This window comes from Endozoicomonas sp. ISHI1 (assembly GCF_024606225.1).
Taxonomy (GTDB): domain Bacteria; phylum Pseudomonadota; class Gammaproteobacteria; order Pseudomonadales; family Endozoicomonadaceae; genus Endozoicomonas_A.
In genome coordinates this window covers 1-1195 of the sequence record NZ_JAGRPU010000139.1, presented here as the reverse complement: position 1 = coordinate 1195, position 1195 = coordinate 1, and the positions used below count along the sequence as shown (strand labels likewise).

The 1195-nt window shown below is 51.1% G+C and carries 1 protein-coding gene; it reads right to left on the bottom strand.

Annotated features, from left to right (window positions below; genetic code table 11):
• Window positions 1-941: hypothetical protein (locus tag KBW69_RS23405; protein WP_257282545.1), on the bottom strand; the 941-nt coding region annotated here is incomplete at its 3' end.
• Window positions 942-1195 lie beyond the last annotated feature (254 nt).

Here is a 1195-nt window from a genome sequence, read left to right as displayed (position 1 = left end):
TTGGCCGGTGGTGCAGCCGCTGCGGTTGAATTATTTCTTTTTCTACCCGGGCTCCTCTTTTTTTTCTGAGCCGGTTCTGATGAATCCGACTCTGTTTCTTCGCGGATTCGTTTTGCTCTTTTTTTACTGTGAGTGACCGGCAGGCACTTGCTGCATAAAAATGCTGAAGCTGATTCCTCGTTGGCTAAACGTCTTAATTCCTGTCGATTCAGTGCCTTGTCACATTTTGAACAAGTTACCATCGGATTTCTGGCATCCTGCCCAGCTGAGGGTTTCAGCGGGTCATCATCTCCACGACCACTGCCGCCTGTTGAACCAGTTCCCTGGTTACGGGCAGCAGATCCACTCATCTGGCCGGTCTGACCAGTTTTTACGGTCGTCGCTGCTTTGGTCGTTCGTGAGGATGGATTGTTTTCCCCGGTACCTGCCTGTCGGCCAGAATAGTTGCCAGCAGCGATCTCACGGTAAACACTGAGTTCATGACCATTGTCTGCCAGCCATGTCTGAATTAGCCCCGGTTGAATCGTAGCAGGGTCTGACCTTTCCAGATCAAAAAGATCTGCTTCAATCACCATGATCCGGTCTGACAATATCCGGGCCAAAGTGGTTTGACCCGTCGCAGTAGCCCATAGTCGTTTGATTCGTAGCATTCGAAGCAGTTGCCTTTTTTGTTGCAGGCATTTTTGAACAGGGGCAAGAACAGGGGAGAGGTTAGGCTCCGGATCAGGATTCCAGTTGTTCCCGTCAGGTGGTTTATCGCCATCATCTTCCCCCCCGGCAGTGCCCATAGCGATCAGCTCAGTGGAAGGGTGTTTTGAGGCTTCGGGGGACATAACCAGGCGTGTTTGCTTCATTGGCCAAACGGGCAGGAGAGGCAGTTGGAGACACTCAAGAGGACTGTTATTTGGCAGCAGCCCCGGAAAACTGAGGGCGAATGGCATAAACCCAGCCGGAAGAGGGGCGGGCGTTTCAGGTTCAGCTAATTTACCGGCATACAAGAAATGGGCTGGCAGCGGGCTTGAGCCGACGAGTCCCGCTGCAGGCAACGACTCCCCAAAAATGATTGTCAGTAGTAGAAGCAGTGATCGGACTACTGAGTAGAAAATCTGGTTTTGTTGTGAACGTCTCATAGATCCAGACTTAAAAAATCAGCGTCTGTGAATCCATTCGCTATTGGGCTAAATTCGTACGTCAT